Below are 21,380 nucleotides of genomic sequence, written 5' to 3'. Positions count from 1 at the left end.
CAGTGATCGAACAGATCTGGCTCCATCCACCGCTCGCCTTCGCCCGGCTGGGGCCGTCCCCCGTGCCCTGTGACAACTACCGGTGGGGGATGAGCGACCTGACGCCGGGCGGCACCGGCAAGACCGTCGTCGAGCCCCGGCCCTCCCTCGACGTCGCCGAGGACGGGACCCTGACGGAGCGGGAGCCCGAGGGGGACCGCGTCCGGTTCAAGGACGCCGACGGCTTCCGTCCGCTCTGCCCCTTCTTCGAGGTGCACGGTACGTGGACGGCCGACGGGGAGCGTCACACCGGCCCGGTCACCACCGATGTGCTGGCCGCCGCCGGCACGGAACTCGCCGACGTGCGCTGGGAGGTGGAGGTCGCCAATCTGAAAGCGCACCACTGCACCCTCTCGCCGGGCGACCGGATCGAGGCCGGTGTGGAGCTGGCCGGTGACGACCACCGGCGCACGCCGCTGGAGGGGCGTTCGCCGCAGGGGGCCGACCGGCCGCTGGTGCCGGCCGGGCGGCACGTACCCCTCGGGTCCGTCCAGGTGCCCAGGCCCGACGACCGGTTTCCCGAACTCCGGCTGCGTTTCACACCCGCCACCGGAGCGGTGTACGGCCCCACGAACCTTCCGGAGCGCTCCCTGCGGTTCGTCCTGCCGGCCGAGCACCTGTTCCTCTCCCCGGACGCGCGATGGTGCGAGTTCACCGGCGAGGACGATCCGCGGACGGTTCCCGGAGGACTGTTCGCAGGCTCGCGGGAGGAGGACGGGGAGACGAGCCTCGGACTGGTCGACGACGTGTGCGACGGACTGGTCACCGTCACCCTGCCGGGCGGCCTGTCGGCCCGCGCGCGGATCGTCGTCACCCCGCCCGATTTCGCGCCGGACCGCAGACCCTTCACCTCCCTCGCCGACGGCCTGGCGGACCGGGTCAAACGCGGGGAGGTCCGCGACCCCGGCTACATCGCAGAGCACCCCCGACTGACCGCGCTGGAGGTGCGCGACCTGTTCGAACGGGTGCTGGAGGCCATGGACGCCGTCAACGTCGACGCGCAGAACGAGCGGGCGACGCTGGAGAACGAGAGCACGGCCGAGGACCTGGGCCTCCCCACCGGCCCGGCCCGGGCCCGCACCTTCAGCCCGCCCGAACCCCTGCTCGGAGTGATCCTCGCCCTCACCGAACGCGGCCGCCGCCGGCACCGCCGCTTCGTCGCACTGGAGGCCCTGGAGGACATGTTCCGCGAACAGCCCGGACTCATCGAACGGGCCATCAGGGAGCCGGGATCCGAAGACGTCTGGTACGACCGCCGGATGCCGGTCGCGGTGCGGGGATCCGACGCCTTCCCCATGCACCTGACCCGCCGCCAGTACGACCTTCTGGTGGCCTGGGCCGGATCGCTGCGCGAACGGGTCGAGGAGGGGACATGAGCGTACTGCTGCAGATCGGCCGCCGGCCGCCGGAACGGGAACCGCGGGCCGAACCGGACCCGGGAACGGGCGCCGGGGGCGGGCCGCCCGGCCTCGCCGCCGAGACCAGGGTGTTCCGCAGCGCCCACGGAGCCCACCTGTTCGTCGCCGACGGCAGCCGGATCTACGACCTCCCGGAGGCGACGGCGGACCGCCTGGAGCGGTGGACGGCCACCGCCCACGACCCGGCCCAGGACGCCGCCCTCGCCGCCGGACTGGGCCTGCCGCTCTGGGGCGGGGCCGGCCTGCCGGCCCCTCGGATCGACGGCACCCCGGCCGCCGTACCACCCCTGTCCTCCCTGTCGCTCAACGTCATGCAGGCCTGCAACCTCAGCTGCGGCCACTGCTACGCCGACGAGGGCCGGTTCGGCGGCTCCGCCCGGGCCATGCCCCGCGAGACCGCGTTCGCCGCCGTGGACCGGCTCCTCGCGGAGGCCGCGCCGGGGGCCGCGGTGGTGGTCGGGTTCATGGGCGGTGAACCCCTGCTCGCCCGCGACCTGGTGCACGAGGTCGTCACGTACGCGACCGGGGCCGGAGCCGCCACCGGGCACGCCGTCCGCTTCGCGCTCACCACCAACCTCACCACGGTCCGGCCCGCGGACGCGGAACTGTTCGCCGCCCACCCGTTCACCGTCGCCGTCAGCCTGGACGGCGACCGGGCCGGCCACGACGCACTGCGCCGGGCCCCCGGCGGGGGCAGCGCGTACGACCGGCTGCGGGCCGGGCTGGAGGTGCTGGAGCGGCACGGAAGGCCCCGCCACCTCTCGGCCCGGGTGAGCGTCACCCCGTACACCGGTCGGCTGCCCGACATCCTGGAGCACGGCATCGGCCTCGGCTTCGACGAGGTCGGTTTCGCCGCGGTGGTGAGCGCCCCGGACCCCGCGTACGAGATCGGCCCCGACGCCTTCACCGGATTCCTCCAACAGATGGTCGAGTGCGGGGAGGCGGCGCTGCGCGAACTGACGGCAGGCCGCCCGTACCCCTTCGGCAACTTCCAGACGGCGATGTACGAACTGCACACGGGCGGCCATCGCCCGTACCCCTGCGGCGCCGGCGCCGGATACCTCAGCGCCTCCGCCGAGGGCGGTCTCTACGCCTGCCACCGGCTGGTCGACGACCCGGCCTTCGCCATGGGCTCGCTGACCGAGGGACCCGACCAGGGGGCGAGAGCGGCCCACCTGGCGGCCCGCCACGTGGACCGGGCCGAGCCCTGCCGGTCCTGCTGGGCCCGCTACCTGTGCGGCGGCGGCTGCTACCACGAGGTCACCCGGCGCGGCCGGACCGGCTGCGACTACATCCGCGGCTGGCTGGCCTTCTGCCTGCGCGCCTACGTCGAACTCTCGCAGGCCGCACCGGAGTTCTTCCGGCATCCGAGCGCATCCGACCTCCCGGGCGATCCGGCCGCCCTGGCCCGCTGACCCGCGCCCCGCCCCGTCCGGCCCGAAGGAACCGCCATGAACGACCCCACTCCCGGCAGCGTCGACCTCCCCGTACCCGAGGGGAAGATCTTCCCCCGCAACCTCACCGCACGGGCCGACCACGTGGTCCGCGGCAACCCGTCCGGATCCCGCCCGGAGAGCGGTGTCGACAACTGCTTCCCCGGCCTGGAATTCGACCAGCGCAACCTGGAGAAGGCGTTCTTCCCCGGCCTGACCGTCGACTTCCACCACGCGAGCGGATCACGGGTGCTGGCCGTCACCGGCGGAGTCGCCGCCGACCAGGGCATCACCGAGGCCGACCTGGACACGGGAACGCCGCAGGACCCACGGCCCCTCTACCTGTGGGCCGTCTGCGGGCGCACCACCGTCGACCAGGAGGAGCAGGACGCGCCCGTGTTCCACGCGACCGAGCGGACCGGCCTGGAACTGTGGCGCCGGGTGCACGACCTGCTCCCGGGCCGGGTGGCCGTCGTCCTCGGCCGCACCCCGGGCAGCACCTCACCCGGGGCCTTCTGGGTGCCGGACGGCGGCCTCAACCGCCGGCGGACGGACGACCGGAGCGAGGTGCAGCGCGACGCGGACGGCGCCCTGGAGTGGGCGATCCTGGTCGCCGACCGGGCCCGCTACCTCGACCCGGACGGGGTCATCGACCCCGACGTGTACCAGGCCGGCGACCTCACCCGGAGTCTCTGCGCGCCCTGGCAGTACGACTTCCGCGAATGCGGCTGCTACTACTGGGCCGCCTCCAAGCCGGACATCTCCACCAGCTCCGACGGCCTGCACCGCAACCTCAACTTCCAGCGCCGCGACCGCACCACCAACCCGCCCGAGCCCGACATCCCCACCATCCGGGGCCGGGCCGCCAAGGAGCTCGACCACCCCGCCCTGATCGCGAACTGGAACGTGCTCCCCGTCGTCCTCAACGGCCGCGAGGACGACAGCATGGAACTGCCGGACTGGTCCGGCCTGCAGCCGATGACGCGCGCGAGGGTGATCCGGGAACTGGAACGCCTCGCCTGCGTCGAGCACGCGCTCTGCCTCGAATACCTCTACGCCCACTACTCCCTGAACGCCCCGCCCGTCTTCGACCCGGCCGTGCACGACCCGGCCACGCCCGAGGGGGCGCGCACCCGGAAGATCTACGCGGCCGCCGCGGAGGTGTTCTCCGTCGCGGTGGACGAGATGCGCCACCTGAGATGGGTCAACGAGATGCTCGGCACACTCGGACGGCCACTGCGGCTCGAACCGCCCCGGCCCGACACCGTGATCCAGATCCAGACGGACCGGCGCTTCGAGCTGAAGCCGCTCACCCCGGAACAACTGGACTGGTTCATCGCCGTGGAGCGCCCCAGCGCGGTGACCGCCGACCCGCAGGGCATCGACGGGATGTACGTCAAGCTGCACGAGACCATCGTCCGCCGCCCGGAACTCTTCCCCGAGGCGGACCGGCTGGCGCACCTCGTCAAGCTCATCATCGACGAGGGCAACGACCACCACCGCCGCTTCACCGCCGTCAAGGAGCATCTCGCGGAGCTTTCCCCCGACGACTACCTCCGGCCGCTGAGTACCGAACCGGGCACTGCGCTCGACGTGCAGCTGGTCGAACTGTCGGCGCTGAACTACACCATGCTGCTCGGCGCCTTGGAGGCCACGCTGCAACGGGGCGACACCGCGGGCGGGGTGCTGATCGAACAGGCCCGCCGCACGATGTCCAACCTCCACGAGCTCAACCACCTCCTCGCGTCACGCGGCGTCGCACCCCGCTTCACCAAGCTCCCCGCGGCGCCCGAACCCGTCGGCGAGGAGGCGATCGCGTCCGCGTCCGCCGCGACCTCCGCGTCGGTGCCCGCACGGGCGACCGGCCCGGAACCCGCCGACGGCCAGGCCGCCCTGGCCGCGGCACGGGCTTCCGGCACGGTACGGCAGAACATCAACGCCCTCGCCGTCGACGGGATGCGTGAAATGATGTCCCGTCATCAGGCCGACACCGACGCCTTGATCGCCGCCTTCAGCCTGCGATGAGCAGGGCCGACGTCGAGATCGCCGGTTCCGGGCTGGCCGAAGTCACCTGCGCCTGGCTCCTCGCCGCACGGGGCCACCGGGTCCGGCTCCGGCCGCGCCCGGACGGGGGCCGGCGCCCGCTCCTGCTGGGTGAATCCACCCTGGCCCTGCTCCACTCCCTGTGGGGCATCGCGGGCCCGGCCGACCTGGGCCTGGTCACCCATGAACTGACCCACCGGCGGGCCCGCTGGGGCCCCGGTCCGGCCGCCCCCCGCATCGGAGCGCCGGCCGTGGTGCTGGACGGGGCCCAGCTCGCGGCCCGGCTGCTCGACCGCCTCGCCGCACACCATCCGGACGCCGTCGCCGGGGAACCCGGGGGAGGCGGCGTACCGCAGTGGACGGTCACGGCCGACTCCCACCCCGATGACCGGTGGACGGCCGGCCGCCGTCGGCTGCTCGCCGGTACAGCGGCCCTCTCACCCGGCCAGGACGACACCACCGCCCGCCTCGCCTGCACCGAACTCGCCTGGCTCCACCTCACTCCACTGGGGGACGGGAGCGCCCTGCTCCAGGCCATGATCCCGGGTCCCGCCGCCCACCCCGAGAACCTGCTGGGCCGCCTGCTCGCCGCTTCCGCCCTGGCCCCCCGGCTCCTGCGGGCACCGGCCGCCGCCGTCTCGCTGCCGGCCGCCCCCCGCCTCCACCGCACCCCGGCGACCGCCCCGACCCCGCACACCCCCGGGCGGCTCCTGGTCGGTGCGGGCGCCATCCGCTACGACCCGCTCAGCGGCACCGGCACGGCCCAGGCCCTGCGGACGGCCGTCCTCGCCACGGCGGTCATCCACGCCGCGGCCACCGGAACGTCCCCGCAGGCCCTGTGCGCCCACTACGCGGGCCGCCTGCGCACGGCCTTCCGCGCCCACCTGGCCACGTGCGCCCGGCTCTATCCGCAGGCCTTCCCGTCCCCCGCCTGGCATCACGAGATCGACGCCTGCCGCTGAGCGGGAGAGCCGCCCGTTCGGCGCCGGGTTCTGCGCAATGCCCGGCGCCCGTACCGGTCCACGTTCTACGCTGCACTCGTCCGGCGCGGTCGGTGAAAGGTGGGGCGGGGGCCTTGCGGGTTCTGTGCGTACACGGAATGGCGCAGCAATTGCGCGGTGAGCAGGACCTGCTCGCCGAGTGGCTGCCTGCCCTCAGGGACGGCCTCACCCGTGCCGGGGCCGCGGGGAAGACCGCGGACGGCGATGTCGGCATGGCCTTCTACGGTGACCTCTTCCGCCCGGCGGGCGAGCTGCTGGCGGTCGGGGAACCCGCCTACCGCGCCGGTGACGTGGCAGAGGGGTTCGAGAGCGAGCTGCTCGCGGCCTGGTGGGAGGCCGCCGCCGCGGCCGACCCCGCCGTGGTCGCTCCCGGCGCCGACACACTGGCCCGCACCCCCCGTACGGCCCAGGCCGCGCTCCGCGCCCTGAGCGCCTCGCCCTTCATGACCGGGATAGCCCTGCGCTCGATGGTGGGCGATCTCAAGCAGGTCCGCGCCTATCTGCTGGATCCCGCCACGCGCCTGAAGGCCCGTCGGCGCGTCTCGGACCTGCTGACCGAAGAGGTCCAGGTGGTGGTGGCGCATTCGCTGGGCTCGGTGGTGGCCTACGAGGCCCTGTGCGCCTCCAGGCTCCGCCACCGGGTGCGCGCCTTCGTCACCGTGGGCTCGCCGCTGGGGATCCGGAGCCTCATCTTCGACCGCCTGCGTCCGCCGCCCGGAGCGGACGGCACGGGTGTCTGGCCGGGTGACGACAGCCTCACCTGGACGAATGTGGCCGACTCCGCCGACGTCGTCGCGCTGGAGAAGGACCTGCGACCGGCGTTCGGGCCGCGGGTCCGCAACATCCGGACGCACAACGGTGCGCGCGCGCACGACATCCGCCCCTATCTGACGGAAAGGCGTACCGGCGAGGCCGTCGCGGCCGGCCTCGCATGACCGCCCGATGACGGAACCGGCCGCCCGGACCGGCTGCCGGAGCCGGGCATCGAACCCTCCGAGGCGGAGGTCCTGACGCAACGCCTGCGCGTGCTGTGCAGGGAGCAGATCCGTCCGGAAGACCATCTGGTGGTGTACCTCAGCTGCCGCGGGCAGATCCTCAGTTTCCTAGCCGGGCGATTCGTGGATGATCATGTTCACGCCGGAGTCGGGGCCTGTCGTGGGCGGTGGCGGAGGGAAGCTGCCGTTCTCGACGCGGCGGAGGATCCTCTCCGCCATCCGCCGCGCGCCTGCCTCCGACTCCTCCGTGGTGACCGGATTGCCGAGAGTGGTCGGGGCCACCTCGTCGGCCACCTGGAAGCCGAAGATCATTCCGTCCTTGAGGAAGATCAGCCCATGGCTCTCGCACCACAGGGCGTCCTGGGAGCCTGCGGTGTTGGCTGCGGACCGGCACGTGCCGTCGGAGAGCCGCTTGCGCTTCGTCTCCGTCCAGTCCCGCGCGGCGACGTGCGCGTAGTGCCACTCGGCCGCCCACCGCGTCTCGACGCCCCGGATCACGGGATCGGCGGGGGTGTCGGCGGTGCTCTGCCCGTACCGGCAGGACACGGGATCCGTCTGGAAGGCGAGACCGATGTCGCCAAGTGCGTACTCGTTCCACACGACGTTCCAGGCCAGGACGGGGATCGTGCGGTAGTACGAGTTCTCGGGGATGGCGACGACGGCGTTCACGTCGTCGATCGTCAGCGCCTGGCACGGTTCCCGCGGCAAGGTCCGGCGTGGTCCGTCCGAGGCTGCCGGTCCGGACGCCGGCCGGTACGTACGCCAGACGATCGCCCCGACCGCTGCCAGGGCCAGTACGAGGATGCCGACGACGACCTTGGTGTCCCGGCGCATCAGGACCGCGTCTCCACCGCATACTTGATGAACTCCGACCCGGCCGTGCTGGACGCGGTCCAGTCTCGCTTACCGGGCGCCCGCACGTAGGCACCGGCCAGCCGCTCCGGGGCCCCGGATACGACGAACAGCCTGCCGCCCTTGTCCTTGATCTCGACGGAGTCCATCCTGCCGTCCACCGAATACGACACCACGAGTGAGAAGCGGACCAGGCTTCGCCTGGCGTAGGCGCTGACCGTCACCGACGCGACCTCCTTGCGTACGAGTGTGAGGCTGCTGCCGTCGAAGTGGTGCTTGCCGAGGGTTGCGCCGTCCCCGTCCCCGCCGTCGAAGCTACGGGCCCGGGGACTGCCCTCCTCCAGGTCGAGCCCGACGATCACGGAGTCGACGCTTCCCCCCGACGCCTCCACGTAGGCGGTGCCGCTGTAGGCCGGCCCGCGCTCGTAGACCCGCGCGCCGATGTCGGTGATCACCACCGTGCTCCGCCGGGTGCCCTCCAGGGTGAGCTTGATGGCCTGATCCATCATGGGCGCGCTCTCTTGCGCCGCGGCCAGCCGGGGAATCTCGGTGTCCGGTCCCGGTGTCGGCATCGGGTCCTTCAGGACCCACCAGTCGCCGACCTCACCGGGGTCGGTGGTCCCGGCGAGAGTGACCTTGACGCCTTCGCCGGGGGTGAGCCCGTCGATCACGGAGTCCTGACGGACGCTCCACCACAGGGTCCCGGTGACGAGCACGATCGCGGCGACAACGGCGGCGAGGATCCGGCGGACAGAGAACCGCTCGGGCCGGCCCGGGGGGCCCGGGTGGGGGTAGGCGGTGCCGGCGATCACGGGGAGGTCGCCGGCTCTGCCGCGACCAGGGCCGGCGCCGCTGCCCTGTGGCCAGAGCACGCTGCGGAACGCCGCCCGGTTCGCCGGATCCATCCGGTCGACCGCCGTCAACGGCTCCAGTGTGACCGCGCTGGCTCCGTCCCGTAACCGGTGCTCGATGACCACGCCGATCGAGAACTCCCCGCCTCCTCCGTCCCCGGCGAACACGACCGTGCCGGAGGCGCCCTCCCACAACGATGCGCCGAGGGCGTCGCGTTCGCCGGGTGTCGCACGCATGTGGAAGGTCAGCTGTCCGCCGGGCGGTCCCTCGGCCGTGGGCACCTCCCCGAACAGCTGGGCCCGCCCACGGGGCCGCGGGCCGGCCGCCGGCCTGTCGCCCTCCTTCCACCAGGGGTAACCCACTCCCTGGCAGTACAGGAGCGCCGCCCGGCTCGTGTCCACCTGGGCCACCCGCACCCTGGGTGGCCCAGGGGTGACATCGCCGAGCAGCCTCACGAGCGCCAGGTCCGCCTTGCCGCCCCCGTCGGCCACGACCTCGGCCGGGAGAGTGACGCCGCCCCAGAGCCGTACGGACACGCGCCCGGGGCCCACCGCGTGACCCGCGGTCAGCACGTACTCCCCGCCGACGCAGTACCCGGACGACACCGTCCACGTCTCGGAGGATCCGCTTCCCTGCTGGTGCAGGACCTCGACCGCGTACTGGCTCTCCGGCACCGCCGTCAGGGCCTCTCGGGGCGGGGCTGCGAGGCGATACGCACGGTCTGGCCGTCCCGCCCGACCGGAGCGCCCAGCTGCAGGGTGACGGTCTGCACGGTCTCCCGACTGTGCCCGGCCTCGGCGCCGAGTTCGAGGACCCAGAACTTGGCCTTCCCGCCGGCCGTCGCGTCCACGGTGACGGCCACCTGGAACTCCAGGGTCACCCCCTCCACCGGAAACCGGACGTCACGTCCGGCACCGGCCCGCGCCGCCTCGGCGAGCTCCTCCTGGAGCGCCGTCACGACCTCGGTCAGCCCGATCCTGCCGCTCACGGAATCCCCCCGTTTCTCCGGTCCGTCCCCTTGGGTAGATCCTACGGTTCCCCTCGCGTCACATCAGTCGAATCGCCTTTCTGCGCCGCACAGTTCACAGCGACCCGGGACGGTCGGCGAGGGCCTCGGACCACGCGCGGTGGGCGATGGCGGCCAGGACCGGGCAAGACCGGACGCGCCTTCAGCGTCCACGCCGAGTGCGGCGCGGACCGCGTGGGCGTTGCGCTTCGCCCGTACCGGCCGGTCCGGACGGGAACCCGGCGTCAACTGCCTCGCTCATCGGGAAGGTTCGGTTCCGGGGTGGTCCGCCGGATCATCGACCAGAGGCCATGTCACGCCATGGAGAAGGATTTTGTAGATCTGCACGAAGAGTAGGTTTCAGCCAGCGTACGTTTTCATGTCTTCCGTCCCTGCCTGACTCCGCTCGGTTGCCTGTGTACTCCTTCACAACGATGCAACGAAGCGGGGGAGAGGGAGCCTTGAGCGAGACGTTGTCCGTCCGGCTGCTCGCCAGGGCCTGGCTCGATCCAGGCGTCACCGTCCTGACCCGCACCCCGGTCGCACCGGAGCACATCGCAGGCGTTCAGCCGTAGCGATCCCCCGCGGGTACCGCCGACCGAGCCGATCCCCGGACACCGGCCCCGAAGCGGCACCCGCGAGACCCACCTGTCGCCCCTGGTCCATGTCCCGCACGGGCGGAACACCAGGGAAATCCCCCACCGTCTCCCAAGGAGTGACCGTGACCGCGCACACCCAAGAAGCGAACATCCAGGACCTCAAGCGCACCTGGCTGGACGAGGCGATCAGACTGGCCACGAACAGCGTGGCGAACGGCGGCGGGCCGTTCGGCGCCCTGGTCGTCAAGGACGGTGACATCGTGGCCATCGGGAACAACCAGGTCACCTCCACCCTGGACCCGACGGCCCACGCCGAGGTGACCGCGATGCGTGCCGCCTGCCAGGAGCTGGACACCTTCTCGCTCGAAGGCTGCGTCCTGGTGACCTCGTGCGAACCGTGTCCGATGTGCCTTTCCTCGGCGCTGTGGGCGCGGGTCGACCGGATCGTCTTCTCCGCCGACCGGCACGACGCCGCGGTGGCCGGTTTCGACGACCGCAAGTTCTACGACCTGTTCGAGAAGCAGCCCGCGTCGAAGTGGCCGTTGGCGATCGAGCACCTGGACCTGCCCCACCGTACGGCGCCGTTCGACGCGTGGGTGGCCAAGACCGACCGCATCGACTACTGACGCAGCGGTTCGCGGCGGCGCTGCCCCGTTGCCGACGGCCGAGCGTGCAAGATGAACCCGACTGACCTGTCGTCATGACCGAGGTGGGTTCGCATGCCCCGCAGCACCGCCGGTGACGCCGGGCGGCGACACCCTCGGCTCCCACGACGCATCGGTACCCGGCCGGCCGTGGGAGTCACGGTGGCCGTCCTCGTCGCCGCCAACCTGGCCCTGCACCGCTGGACGGGCCTGTGGGGCCTGGTGACGGCCGTCGTGGTCAGCGGCCTGCTGCTCGGTGTGCTCCGCTGGGCCGGCGGCACCCTCGCGGACGCGGGTCTGGCGCGGGGCACGCTGGCGCGCGGTACCCGTTGGGCGCTGGTCCTGATCGGCCTGGTCGGCGTCGTCTACCTGGCCGGGGCCCTGCTGCCGGCCACCAGGGGGCTGTTCGAGGACCGGCGGTACGAGGCGATGGACGGGGGCGAGGTGCTGCTCCGGTCGTTCGTCCTGGTGCCCGTCGGCACGGTCCTGGTGGAGGAGATCGCCTTCCGCGGCGTGCTCTACGGCCTCGTGGACCGCGTCCGCGGGGCGCTCCAGGCGACCGCCGTGTCGAGTCTGCTGTTCGGGTTGTGGCACGTGCTGCCGTCGCTGCACCTGGCGACCGCCAAACCGGCAGTGAACTCGGTGGTCGGCGACTCCGGGCTCGGGGCCGTGCTGGCGGTGCTGGGGGCCGTGCTGTTCACGGCGGCGGCCGGCGTCCTGTTCTGCGAACTGCGCCGCCGCAGCGGCAGCCTGCTGGCTCCCATGGGACTGCACTGGGCGGTGAACGCCTTCGGCTACCTCGTCGGGTACCTGCTGCGCTGACCGGCGGCGGCGCGGATCAGTTCTGCGGCGAGACGATGTCCTTCAGCTCGTTCAGGTCCTGTGCGGTGAATCCGCCGGGCCGCATGACATCGTTCCAGGCGTCGACGTACGCGGCCTTGTACGTGTGGCCGTGGCCGTCCGGTACGCCGGTCGAGAACGGCAGGTCGGCGGTGACCTGCCAGAAGGTCACGAACGGAATCCAGACCATGGATTCGAGCACGTCGGAGCCGGGCCGTTCCCCGATCCAGTCGGGCTCGGTGAGGGCCAGCCCCGGGCTCCACCAGACGATCGGGTCGGACGGGTGCATCAGGTAGAGCACCCGCGGGCCGTCCCACGGCCGGTCCGCCGGAGGGACCCCGGTGGCCGGGTCGTCGGTGAACCGGACGGTCCGCCCGTCCCGGTAGACGGGTTCGATCTCGGGACTGCCCGCGTCGCGGTGGTCGCTGAACTCGCGGAACAGCGTGTTGAAGTTGGGCGGGCCGGCGAACACGGTGCCGGCGGTGCGGTTGCGCAGGTCGGCCTCCCCGCTGAAGGCGGTCTCGCCGCCGAACGACCCCAGGCTCTCACCCGCCACGAACAGGCGCGGGCGCTTGTTCGGGGGCAGCTTGGACCATTTGTCGTAGACCGCGTCGAAGAGATCGCGGCCGGCCGCGCGCGCCTTGGACTGGTCCACCAGGTACGACATCCACGACGGCAGGTACGAGTACTGGATCGCCACGGTGGCCGCGTCGCCGTTGCCCAGGTACTCGAACGAGTCCACAGCGGCGGGATCGACCCAGCCGCTGCCCGTGGTGGTCATCACGAGCAGGTTCTCGCGGTCGAAGCCGCCGGCCCGCTCGAGGTCCGCGACCGCCCGGGCCGCCCGGGTCTCCGTGTCGTCCGAGGTCTCCAGCCCGGCGTAGGCGCGGACGGGCTCCTGCGCCGTACGGTGGGTGAACGCGCCGATCTCCTGGGCCGAGGGTCCTCCGTCGGCGAACGCCCGGCCCTCCCGGCCCAGCGAGTCCCATGGCACCAGCGAGCCGGGCCCGCCCGAGCGCAGCGCCGACGTGGGCTGGTGCACGCCTTCCGGGGTCTCCGTGTCACGCAGCGAGAAGGCCTCGTTGGACGCGTTCACGAAGCCGTTCAGCAGCAGCCCCGAGAACGCGGCCCACGCCAGGCCCGCCACCAGGATCCAGCCGACCACCCGCGCCGCGCGCCTGCCGACCCAGCGCCCGAGCAGGTCGGCGGCCCGGTGGTACAGGGCCCGCAGCCCCCGCCCGGCCAGGAGCAGGACCAGGAAGACGAGGGCCGCGACGAAGGGGCAGGCGACGGTGAACAGGACGTTGTAGTCGGTGACCCCCATGAGCAGCCGGATCTCGTGCTGCCAGTACTGGCCGAGCCCGAACGAGACGCCGAAGAGCACGACCGCGCCGACGACGAGGACGAGCCACGACCGGCGCGAGGGGGTCCGCGCGTCCCGGTCGGCGAAGGCGCGCCACACGTAGGCGGCGACCACGCCCAGCCCGTAGCCGATGGCCGCGCTGATGCCGCAGATCAGGCCTTGGAGTACGCCGCCGCGGGGGAGCAGTGACGGGGTGAAGGACAGGCAGGCCAGGAGGAGCGCGCCCCAGCAGCCGGGCAGCGTCAGGCGGGGCCACCGACGGTGTTCGGGTACCGGCTCGTCCTGCGCGGGAGGTTCCGGCGGGTCCTGGTTCATGGCGTCCTCCACGGCCATGGTGCCCTCGCCGTGTCGGTCGTGCCATCCGGGGCGCGGGCCGTCATTTCGGGCCTGCGGGCGGGGGACCGGCGGGCCCGTCGGGGCCCGGCGCGGACCACTGCGCTGCGGTGCGCAGCCGGAAGGCGGCGACCGCGGCCTCCACGGTGGGGAAGAAGTGCCGGGGGTCGATGGTCCGGGTGAGTTCGTACCGCTCGATCTTCCGCCGCACCGGGTCCTTGAGCTCGGCGAACACCAGGTGCACACCGTCCGCGTTGAGCGCCTCGTCGAGCTCCTCCAGCATGTCGGCGGCGGTGGTGTCCACGTCCGTCATCGGCTCCGCCGCGACCACGATCCAGCTCGGCCTCGGATCCGCCCCGGCCAGCCGCCTGACCTCGTCCCGGAAGGTCTTGGCGTTGGCGAAGATGAGCGGGGCGTCGAACCGGTAGATCACCAGGCCCGGCAGGTGCTCGGCGTGCGGGTACGAGCGGATGTCGTGGTAGCCCTCCAGGCCCCGGACCCGCCCCAGCACGGTGTCGTACGGCCACCAGGTGCGCCGGAAGACGTTGAGTACCGACAGGGCCACGGCGATGGCGATGCCGGGCAGCACGCCGAGCAGGGCCACCCCGGCGAAGGCCGCGAAGCAGAGCAGGAATTCCGCCTGGCGCTGCTGCCAGAGCCGCGCGGCCCCCGGGATGTCCGCCAGGGACAGCGACGCGGTGATCACCACGGCCGCGAGGGCCGGCTGGGGGAGGTTGCGGAACAGGCCCGGAGCGACCACGAGCATGAGGACGATGAGCGCCGCCCCGACGATCCCGGTGAGCTGGCTCCGGGCCCCCGCCCGCTCCGCCACCGCCGTCCGGGAACCGCTGCTGCTGACGGGGAAGCCCTGGAAGAGGGCGGCCGCCAGGTTGGCCGCACCGACGCCCGCCATCTCCTGGTTGCCGCGGACCTCCTGGCCGGTGCGGGCCGCGAAGGCGGACGCGTTGGAGATCGTGTCGGCCAGTGACACCAGGGCGATGCCCAGCGCACCGCCGAGCAGCGGCGCGAGGTCGGCGAGCTGTACCTCGGGGATGGTGAACGGCGGGAAGCCCTCGGGCAGTACACCGACCAGGCCCACGCCGTGCTCGTCCAGGTCGAAGAAGGCGGCCGCGGCGATCGCCAGGACCACCATCACGAGCACCGCCGGAACCTTCGGCAGGAAGCGCTGCAGGACCAGGATCAGGGCGATCCCGCCGAGGCCCACGGCGGCGGCGGCCGGTACCACCGCCCCGTCGGCGATCTCCCGCACGAGGCCGGCGCATTCACCGATCAGGTTGTCCGCCTCGACCTTGAAGCCGAGCAGCTTGGGGAGCTGCCCGATGAGAATGGTCAGGGCCAGGCCGTTCATGTAGCCGATCATCGTCGGTTTGGAGATCAGGTCGGCGATGAAGCCGAGCTTCGCCACCGAGGCCAGGATCATGATGGCCGCCACCATGACCGCGAGCATCGACGCGAGCGCGACGGCCCGGTCGGGATCCCCGTCGGCCGCGACCAGGGGCAGCACGGTGGCGGCGATCATCGGACCCAGCGAGGAGTCCGGGCCCAGCACCAGGATCCGGGACGGCCCGAACACGGCGTACCCGAGCATGCAGAGGATCGTCGTGTACAGGCCGGTGATGGCCGGCAGGCCCGCCAGCTCGGCGTAGGCCATGCCCTGCGGCACCAGCAGCGTGGTCAGGACGACTCCCGCGACCAGATCCTTGGGCAGCCACTCGCGCCGGTAGGACGACACCGCGCGGATCCCGGGAACCGCCCGGAAGCGGGAGGGCACCCCGTGGCCGTCGTGCCGGGTGGTCACGGAACGGCCGCCTTCCTCACGCGGTCCTCGACGCGGTACCCGGCGCGGTGTTCGACGCGGTGTTCGACGCGGCCCTCGACCGGCGGGCCACGAGCTTGCCGAGTTCCCACACGAGCAGGAGCACGACGGCGGCCAGCAGCGCCCAGCCGAACTGCCGCGCGTCGATCTCGGTCGTCCCGAGGACACGCTGGAAGCCGTCCATCTGGGTCACCAGCACGGAGAGCACGAACTGGGCCAGGGCGACCCAGTTCATCTGCCTGCTGTCGAACGTGGACGTCGTCAGCACGGAATCCGTCTCGCTGCGGCACTCGAACGCCGCCACGATCAGGCAGAGGGAGAAGGCCGTGAACGCGATCGACCGGCCGATCTCGACGTCGCCGAAGTGCCTCTCGCCGAGCGTGATCAGGCCGAGCAGGAGGACCGTGATCGCGAGCCCGCCGAGCCCGACCGTGACCAGCACGGGACGGGTGAGCACCGATTCTCCGCGCGGGCGCGGCCGGCGGCGCATGAGCCCTGCGCTCTCCCGGTCGAAGCCGAGCGCGAAGCCGAAGGAGGCGTTGACGACGAAGTGGATCCACAGCACCTGCGGCGGGGTGAACGGCTCGCCGGCGGCGATGTTGAAGACGGTGGCCCCGAGGAACGTCAGCACGAACGTGACCAGCAGGAGCAGGACGAACCGGATGTACTTGGTGAGGTTGTCGTAGATCGTCCGGCCCTGCTCGACGGCGTAGACGATGGTGGCGAAGTTGTCGTCGGAGAGGATCATGCGGCCGGCGTTCTTGGCCACGTCCGTGCCACTGCCCATGGCGATACCGATGTCGGCGGCCTTGATGGCGGGAGCGTCGTTGACGCCGTCCCCGGTCATCGCCACGACCTCGCCCTTCTTCTTCAGCGTGTTCGCGAGCAGCACCTTGTGCTCCGGGGCGACCCGCCCCACCACTCCGATCCCCTCGATGCGGGCGAGCTGCTCCTCCTCGCTCATGGCGGCGAAATCGGATCCCAGTACGGCCTCGCCGGGGATCCCGATCTGCCGGGCGATCGCCGCCCCGGTGGTGACGTCGTCCCCGGTCACCAGGCGGACCCGGATGTGCGCCGCCTGCGCGTCGGCCACCGCGGCCCTGGCCTCCTCACGGGGCGGATCGACCATGCCGACGAGACTGGTCATCCGCAGCCCGGTGACGTACGCGAGCAGGTCGCCCTCCGGATCGAAGCCGTCCGGGTCCATGTCACGCATGGCCGCGGCCATCACCCGCCGCCCCTCGCCGCCCATCCGCTCGCTCTGCTCCTCGGCCCGGCGGAGCAGATCGGCGTCCCAGGGGACGGTCTCGCCCGCCGAGAGCGCGGTGGCGGCACGCGCCATCACGGCAGGGGCCGCTCCCTTGACGAAGCAGCGCACGACCGGCCGCCCGGAGGCGTCGACCGCCGAGTGGAAGGTGGCCATCAGCTTGTACTCGGGGTCGAACGGCAGGGTGGCGAGCCGGGGGAGGGCGTCCCGGGTGGCGTCGGTGTCCAGGCCGGCCTTGTGCGCGAGGACCAGCAGCGCCCCCTCGGTCGGATCGCCCACCACCTCGCCGCCCACCAGCTTGGCGTCGCTGGCCACCACGTACGGCAGGATCGCGTCCTCGATCCCCGCGGCGGACCCGGCGGCGTGGTGGACCTTCCCCGCGAGCCCGTAGCCCGTGCCCGACACGGTGTACCGGTCGGTGGGGCTCAGCACTTCGACGGCCGTCATCTGGTTCATCGTCAGGGTGCCGGTCTTGTCCGAGTTGATCGCCGACGTGAACGCCAGCGTCTCCACCGACGGCAGTTCCTTGACGATGGCGTTGCGCTTCGCCAGGTTCAGGCTCCCGACGGACAGGATCGCCTGGGTCACGGTCGGCAGGGCCTCGGGGATGGCCGCGATGGCCAGTGAGACCGCGCTGACGAACAGCACGTCCCAGGCCTGGTCCCGCTGGCGCCCCAAGGCGAACATCACGATCATGGTGAGGCCCGCCGCCCCCGTGATCCACAGGGTCAGCCGGTCGAGCTCCTTGGTGAGCGGCGGCACTTCCTTCTCGGTGGCCGACAGCATTCCGGAGATCTTGCCGAGCTCGGTGTCCGCGCCGGTCGCGGTGACGATCATGACGCCGCTGCCGTGGGTGACCGGGGTGTTCATGAACGCCGTGTTGGTCTGGTCGCCGGGCGACAGCCGGCTGCCCTGCAGCGGGCCGGTCTCCTTCGCGGCGGGAACGCTCTCACCGGTCAGCGCCGACTCGTCGATCTGCAGGGCGCTGGCCTCGACGAGACGCCCGTCCGCCGGCACCTGGTCCCCGGCGGAGATGAGCACGACATCGCCGTCGACCAGCTGTTCGGCGGGGATCTCGGCCTCCCTGCCGTCCCTGCGCACCCGGGCCGTCGCCTTCATCATCGACTTCAGCGCGTTCATGGCGCTCTCGGCCTTGCCCTCCTGGCGCAGGCCCACGACCGCGTTCAGCAGCGTCAGTACGATCAGCAGGATCGCGGTGGTCCACTCCTGGATGACCAGCGAGACGATCGCCGCGGCCACCAGGACGATCTGCATGTAACTGCGGTACTGGGCGAGGAAGCGGCGCCAGGCCGGTGTCCGCTGCTCCTCGGGCAGGGCGTTGGGGCCGTGCGCGGCCAGGAGTTGCGCGGCCCGCGCCGCGGACAGGCCGGCCGCGGGATCGACACCGAACGCCGCCACGACCTCCTCGGGGGAGCGCGCGTACCAGCCGTCCCCGGCAGCCCGGGGCGGTTCCGCCAAGGAATCCGACCGCACCGTCATGGTTGTGCCTCCGATCCGGGGCCGCGGACGTGTCCGGGCCGGCCGCGCGCCGTCCGAGGGCCGCTAGCCACGCTTCTTCTTCGGCTTGCCCTGTGGCTTGCCCTCCGGCTTGCCGTGCCGGGCGGCGTACGGATCGGCCGGGGCGCCGGCCGGGGCCTCCCGCTCCAGGCTCCGCTTCGTGACGAGGAGATCCTTGCGGGCCTCCTCGCCCACATCGGGGTACTGCGGATCGATGTCCATCAGGGTGTGCGCGAGGACCGCCGCCGCGCAGATCCGCGCGAACCACTTCCGGTCCGCCGGCACGACGTACCACGGTGCCCACTTCGTGCTCGTGGCCGACAGCATCTCGGAGAACGCGTGCTGGTACTCGTCCCACCGGCGCCGCTCGCGGACGTCGGCGGCGGAGAACTTCCAGTTCTTCTCCGGCAGGTCGATCCGCTTCAGGAAACGGGTGCGCTGCTCCTCCTTGGACAGGTTCAGGAAGATCTTCACGACCTTGAACCCGTTGTCCGTGAGGTAGTGCTCCCAGCGGTTGATCTCCCGGTAGCGCCGGTCCCAGATGTCCGGCCCGAGCATGGCCTCGGGCAGCTTCTGCCGCAGGAGGACTTCGGGGTGGACCCGTACGACGAGGACCTCCTCGTAGTGCGAGCGGTTGAAGATGGCGATCTCGCCGCGTGCGGGCAGCCGCCGGGCGTAGCGCCACAGGTAGTCGTGGTCGAGTTCCTCGGAGGAGGGCACCTTGAAGCTGCTGACCCGCACGCCCTGGGGGTTGACCCCGCTCATCACGTGGCGGATCGTCCCGTCCTTGCCTCCGGCGTCGAGCGCCTGGAGGGCGAGCACCACGCCGTACGTGTCCTGGGCGGCCAGCCGCTCCTGGTACTCGGCGAGCAGTGACACCCCGGTCCGCAGCAGCTCGGTCCCGTCCCGCTTCTTCATGCCGGCCTTGTAACGGGGATCGAAGTCCCGTTCCAGACGCACTTTCGACCCAGGTCGCACCCGGAGCGGCTCGATGAAGTCCGCGATGCGTTCGGCTCTGTCGTCGGACATCAGCGTTCGCCCCTTCCCCGGCCCCCGGCGCTCACGGCCCGTCCCCCGCTGCGTCCGGGGTGCTCCCGGCGACGGCGGCGAGCACGGTCCGGGACCGGCGTTCGGCGAGGATCGGGACGTACTTCCTGACCCTGGCCTGCCGGAACGCGTCGTACGCGGCCTCGACCGTCGCCTCGACGGTGTCCGCGTCGACCGAGGGGTAGGCCGCCTTCAGCCGGGCCACGGTGGTCCGGACGGCCGCGAGTTCCTCCGGGGTGGGTGACCACTCCTGCGCTGTCCGCGCCCCCGGATCTTCCATGGCGGGGGAGGTCCCGGTCCGTTCCGCGCCCTGGAGCGTTGCAGGTGCCATATCCCACGACCTTCGGACCGCCGGTCCGCGCATGCCGACATCGGGTGAGGGTGTTCGTCATGGCGATTCTCTGCCAAACGGGACAAGATCGCCCATTGGGTGCGCAAATGCGGGAAGGGGGCTCGCGCAGCCGGGCCCGGCGAGGTCCGGCAGGATCCGAAAGAGACGGCCTAGCAGCCGCCCGGACCCTTGTAGGCGGCGTCGCACTCCGCCCCGGCGCCGCGGGCGACCTCCGTGCACAACGTGGCTTCGACCTTGCCCAGGAGGCGGGCCAGTTCGGCGCGTTCGGCGGCGTCCAGGCCGTCCAGGGTCTGGCGTTCCAGTTCGCCCCATGCCCTGCGTACCTCGACCAGGAGTCCGCAACTGGCGTCCGTCGCCTCGACCAGGGAGGCCCGCCGGTCCGAGGGGTCCGGGCGGCGCCGCACGTGGCCGGAGAGCTCCAGGCGCTGGAGCATCTTGGTCACCGTCGAGGGGTCGAGGCCGACCGCCTTGATCAGCTCGGACTGGCGCACGGCCCCGCTGTCCCAGAGATGCATCATCAGGAACTCCTGACCCGGGTGCAGCCCCAGGTCCCGCAGGACCCGGCCCGCCGCGATCCGGTGGAGCCGGGAGACCCGGCTGATCGCATGACTCACCGGCCCGTCCAGCACCGCACTCGGCACCGCCGCGCACTGCGCGGCGGAGCGCGGCTCCTGTACGGATTCCGCGGTCATGGAAGCGCTCCTCCTGGTCGGTCCGGCAGATCTCCGGCGGATCTCCGGCAGATCCCCCGGGTGGATTCTACCGCCCGCCCCCATTTTATCTTGGTCGGCCAAGTAATGAGGTACGCTGCTCCTCGCAGTCAATCATTGGCCGACCAATTATCTTTGTGGGGCAGACATGACCAGCGCCTTCGAACCCGTCCACGTGGCCGGCGCCACCCTCTCCAACCGGATCGCCCTCGCCCCGATGACCCGCAGCCGCGCAGGTCAGGGCGGCATCGCGACCGGCCTCGTCGCCGAGTACTACACCCAGCGCGCATCCGCCGGTCTGATCATCACCGAGGGGATCCAGCCCTCCGCCGTCGGACAGGGCTACCCCTTCACCCCCGGCCTGCACAGCGCCGAACAGGTCGCTGCCTGGCGCGAGGTCACCGACTCCGTGCACGCGGCGGGCGGCCGGATCTTCGCCCAGCTGATGCACTCCGGCCGCATCGGCCACCCGACGCTGCTGCCCGACGGCCTCGTCCCGGTGGCCCCGTCGGCGGTGGCCGCCCAGGGCCAGCTGTTCGCCGGCGACGGCATGAAGGACTTCGTCACCCCGCACGAGCTGAGCGGGGCCGAGGTACGGCAGACCATCGCCGACTTCGCGCAGGCCGCCCGCAACGCGGTCGAGGCCGGCTTCGACGGGGTGGAGCTGCACGGGGCCAACGGATACCTGATCCACCAGTTCCTGGCCCCCGGCACGAACCTGCGCACCGACGAGTGGGGCGGCTCCACGGAGAACCGGATCCGCTTCGCGGTGGAGGTGGTCAAGGCGGTGGCCGCCGCCATCGGCGCCGAGCGCACCGCCCTGCGCGTCTCGCCCGGCAACACGTACAACGACATCTCCGAGCCCGACCCGCAGCCCGCCTACGAGGCCCTGGTCAAGGAGATCGACGGACTCGGCCTGGCCTACCTCCACGTCCTGGAGCACGCCCCCGAGGCACGGGAGGCCACCCTCGCCCTGCGCAAGCAGTTCTCCGGACCGTTCGTGCTGAACCCGGCGACCGAGGGTCCGACCGACCACCGCGCCCTCACGCTGATCGAGGACGGCGTCGCCGACCTCCTCGCCTTCGGAGCCCTCTTCCTGGCCAACCCGGACCTGCCGGAGCGCCTGCGCACCGAAGGCCCGTACAACACCCCTGACCCGGCCACCTTCTTCGGGGGCGACGCACGCGGCTACACGGACTACCCGACGCGCTAGCGGGGCCCCGCCCGGGCG

17 protein-coding genes are annotated in these 21,380 nt (G+C 72.1%); 8 read left to right on the top strand and 9 right to left on the bottom strand.

Features of this window, described 5'->3' with window-relative positions; translation table 11 throughout:
- Nucleotides 1-2 precede the first annotated feature (2 nt).
- The 5 genes from KO717_RS02945 (at nt 3) to KO717_RS02925 (ending at nt 6,869) form a co-directional block, all read left to right on the top strand.
- Nucleotides 3-1,415 carry a hypothetical protein gene (locus tag KO717_RS02945; RefSeq protein WP_301364273.1) on the top strand — a complete coding sequence of 471 codons (1,413 nt, stop codon included), beginning with the start codon at nt 3-5 and terminating at the stop codon, nt 1,413-1,415.
- Nucleotides 1,412-2,872 carry a radical SAM/SPASM domain-containing protein gene (locus tag KO717_RS02940; protein WP_301364272.1) on the top strand — a complete coding sequence of 487 codons (1,461 nt, stop codon included), beginning with the start codon at nt 1,412-1,414 and terminating at the stop codon, nt 2,870-2,872. Before KO717_RS02945 ends, KO717_RS02940 begins: the two co-directional genes overlap by 4 nt.
- A gap of 36 nt (nt 2,873-2,908) precedes the next feature.
- The gene (locus KO717_RS02935; RefSeq protein WP_301364271.1) at nt 2,909-4,915 is read left to right on the top strand and encodes a ferritin-like domain-containing protein; all 2,007 of its coding nucleotides are present in this window, start codon (nt 2,909-2,911) and stop codon (nt 4,913-4,915) included.
- A complete protein-coding gene (locus tag KO717_RS02930) occupies nt 4,912-5,895 on the top strand; it encodes a hypothetical protein (protein ID WP_301364269.1) in 984 nt (327 codons plus the stop codon). The genes KO717_RS02935 and KO717_RS02930 overlap by 4 nt, the downstream gene beginning before the upstream one ends.
- A gap of 137 nt (nt 5,896-6,032) precedes the next feature.
- A complete protein-coding gene (locus tag KO717_RS02925) occupies nt 6,033-6,869 on the top strand; it encodes a hypothetical protein (RefSeq protein ID WP_301364268.1) in 837 nt (278 codons plus the stop codon).
- A 168-nt stretch (nt 6,870-7,037) separates the two neighbouring features.
- On the opposite strand, the gene KO717_RS02920 is transcribed toward KO717_RS02925, so the two are convergent.
- Genes KO717_RS02920 through KO717_RS02910 form a run of 3 tightly spaced genes read right to left on the bottom strand, consistent with a single transcriptional unit; the run spans nt 7,038 to nt 9,621 of the window.
- Nucleotides 7,038-7,763: a hypothetical protein gene (locus KO717_RS02920; RefSeq protein WP_301364267.1), complete on the bottom strand. Its 726-nt coding sequence runs from the start codon at nt 7,761-7,763 to the stop codon at nt 7,038-7,040.
- Nucleotides 7,763-9,307, bottom strand: coding sequence for a hypothetical protein (locus tag KO717_RS02915; protein ID WP_301364264.1), 1,545 nt, complete (start codon nt 9,305-9,307; stop codon nt 7,763-7,765). The genes KO717_RS02920 and KO717_RS02915 overlap by 1 nt, the downstream gene beginning before the upstream one ends.
- A 5-nt stretch (nt 9,308-9,312) precedes the next feature.
- A complete protein-coding gene (locus KO717_RS02910) occupies nt 9,313-9,621 on the bottom strand; it encodes a trypco2 family protein (RefSeq protein WP_301364263.1) in 309 nt (102 codons plus the stop codon).
- Nucleotides 9,622-10,354: 733 nt separating this feature from the next.
- Here KO717_RS02910 and KO717_RS02905 point away from each other — a divergent pair.
- On the top strand, nt 10,355-10,864 hold the full coding sequence (locus KO717_RS02905) for a nucleoside deaminase (protein ID WP_301364262.1): 510 nt from the start codon (nt 10,355-10,357) through the stop codon (nt 10,862-10,864).
- A 168-nt stretch (nt 10,865-11,032) separates the two neighbouring features.
- Nucleotides 11,033-11,704, top strand: coding sequence for a CPBP family intramembrane glutamic endopeptidase (locus KO717_RS02900; RefSeq protein ID WP_301364261.1), 672 nt, complete (start codon nt 11,033-11,035; stop codon nt 11,702-11,704).
- A gap of 16 nt (nt 11,705-11,720) precedes the next feature.
- On the opposite strand, the gene KO717_RS02895 is transcribed toward KO717_RS02900, so the two are convergent.
- The 6 genes from KO717_RS02895 to KO717_RS02870 form a co-directional block, all read right to left on the bottom strand.
- The gene (locus KO717_RS02895; RefSeq protein ID WP_301364260.1) at nt 11,721-13,400 is read right to left on the bottom strand and encodes an alpha/beta hydrolase; all 1,680 of its coding nucleotides are present in this window, start codon (nt 13,398-13,400) and stop codon (nt 11,721-11,723) included.
- Between the two features lie 61 nt (nt 13,401-13,461).
- Nucleotides 13,462-15,237, bottom strand: coding sequence for a SulP family inorganic anion transporter (locus KO717_RS02890; protein WP_301364259.1), 1,776 nt, complete (start codon nt 15,235-15,237; stop codon nt 13,462-13,464).
- Between the two features lie 16 nt (nt 15,238-15,253).
- Entirely contained in the window at nt 15,254-18,022 is a 2,769-nt protein-coding gene (locus tag KO717_RS02885; protein ID WP_301364258.1) for a cation-translocating P-type ATPase, read from the bottom strand.
- Nucleotides 18,023-18,085: 63 nt separating this feature from the next.
- Nucleotides 18,086-19,069, bottom strand: coding sequence for a polyphosphate kinase 2 family protein (locus tag KO717_RS02880; protein ID WP_301364257.1), 984 nt, complete (start codon nt 19,067-19,069; stop codon nt 18,086-18,088).
- 31 nt (nt 19,070-19,100) lie between these two features.
- Nucleotides 19,101-19,418 (bottom strand): three-helix bundle dimerization domain-containing protein, encoded by a 318-nt coding sequence (locus tag KO717_RS02875; protein WP_301364255.1) that lies wholly within the window; start codon nt 19,416-19,418, stop codon nt 19,101-19,103.
- Nucleotides 19,419-19,588: 170 nt separating this feature from the next.
- The gene (locus KO717_RS02870; RefSeq protein ID WP_301364252.1) at nt 19,589-20,131 is read right to left on the bottom strand and encodes a MarR family winged helix-turn-helix transcriptional regulator; all 543 of its coding nucleotides are present in this window, start codon (nt 20,129-20,131) and stop codon (nt 19,589-19,591) included.
- 166 nt (nt 20,132-20,297) lie between these two features.
- Between KO717_RS02870 and KO717_RS02865 the strand changes: the two genes are divergently transcribed.
- Nucleotides 20,298-21,362 carry an alkene reductase gene (locus KO717_RS02865; protein ID WP_301364250.1) on the top strand — a complete coding sequence of 355 codons (1,065 nt, stop codon included), beginning with the start codon at nt 20,298-20,300 and terminating at the stop codon, nt 21,360-21,362.
- Nucleotides 21,363-21,380 lie beyond the last annotated feature (18 nt).

The organism is Streptomyces xanthophaeus (genome assembly GCF_030440515.1).
GTDB lineage: Bacteria > Actinomycetota > Actinomycetes > Streptomycetales > Streptomycetaceae > Streptomyces > Streptomyces kutzneri.
The sequence above is the reverse complement of the archived record's forward strand: the minus strand, read 5'-3'. Positions and strand labels throughout refer to the sequence as shown.